At 62.3% G+C, this 1,320-nt stretch carries 1 protein-coding gene; it reads right to left on the bottom strand.

Features of this window, described 5'->3' with window-relative positions; all coding sequences use genetic code 11:
• A partial coding sequence (locus tag OXG98_19825) for an ATP-dependent DNA helicase (GenBank protein ID MCY3774260.1) occupies positions 1-1,221 on the bottom strand: 1,221 nt, incomplete at its 3' end.
• Positions 1,222-1,320 lie beyond the last annotated feature (99 nt).

The following is a 1,320-nucleotide window of genomic DNA, read 5'->3' as shown; positions in this document are numbered from 1 at the left end:
GGCGATGACGGTGGCGTCGAACTCCTCCCTGGGCGTGAGACACACGTCACACCCCCCGCAGTTATCCTGCTGCCAGTCTTCGCCGAAGTAGGCCAGCAAATATTGTCGGCGGCAGGTTTGCAGGTCGCAGAACTCGATCACCTGCGCCAGCTTATCCCGTGCGTTTCGTTGCTCCGCCGCGTCTTCTATCTGGTCGATGAATAAATCCTGCTTCACCTTGTCGCCGTAAGAGTAGAACAGCGCGCACTCGCTGGGCAGGCCGTCGCGCCCGGCGCGGCCCGTCTCCTGGTAATAGCCTTCGAGCGACTTGGGCAGGTCGTAGTGCACGACCAGCCGGACGTCGGGCTTGTCGATGCCCATACCGAAGGCGATGGTCGCCACGATGATCGGGACCTCGTCGCGGATGAATTTCTCCTGGGTCTGGCTGCGTACCGTCGTATCCAGGCCGGCGTGGTAGGGCAGGGCGGACAGACCCCGCTCGCACAGCGCAGTGGCCAGGTCCTGCGTGCTCTTGCGCGAAAAGCAGTACACGATGCAGGACTCGCCCCGATACTCGTTCAGCAGGTCGGTCAGCGCATCAACGGAGTTGCGCTTCGGGCGCACGCTATAGGTCAGGTTGGCGCGGTTGAAGCTGGCCAGGAACTCCTGTGGCTGAGTCAGTTCGAGTTGTTCGGCAATATCGTGGCGGACCTGTTCGGTCGCCGTGGCGGTCAGGGCGATACACGGGACACCGGGCAAGGCGTGCCGCAGGGCGACAAGATTCCGGTAATCGGGCCGGAACTCGTGGCCCCACATGGAGATGCAGTGCGCCTCGTCCACGGCCACCAGGCTGACCGTGAGTTTGGCCAGGAGATCCAGGAAGCCCGGCAGGGCCAGCCGCTCCGGGGCGACGTACAGGATTTTGACCGCATTCCGTTGTACCCGCCTCTGCACGCGGCTCAGTTCCGGGTAGGTCAGGCTGCTGTTGATGAACTCGGCGGCGATGCCGTTGGCCTTGAGCGTATCGACCTGGTCTTTCATCAGGGCGACCAGTGGTGAGACGACCAGCGTCAGCCCGTCGAAGCGTAGCGCGGGCAACTGATAGCAGAGGGACTTCCCGCCGCCGGTGGGCATCAGAACCAGGGTGTCATGCCGCTCCAGCACACCGGCGATGATCTCCGCTTGCAGCGGACGGAACTGGTCGTAACCGAAATGTTTCTTGAGCAAGTCCAGCACGGTCACGTTCCCTTACCCCTGCGGTGCGACTGCGAGTATATTCTCCACGCCTTCCAGCCACTTGGTGAGTCCCAGAACATAGCGACTCAATTAGCATGAGCTGAA

Source organism: Gemmatimonadota bacterium, from assembly GCA_026706345.1.
In the GTDB taxonomy this organism is placed as follows: domain Bacteria; phylum JAAXHH01; class JAAXHH01; order JAAXHH01; family JAAXHH01; genus JAAXHH01.
Note: the sequence above shows the minus strand (reverse complement) of the source record. Positions and strands in the feature narration are given on the sequence as shown.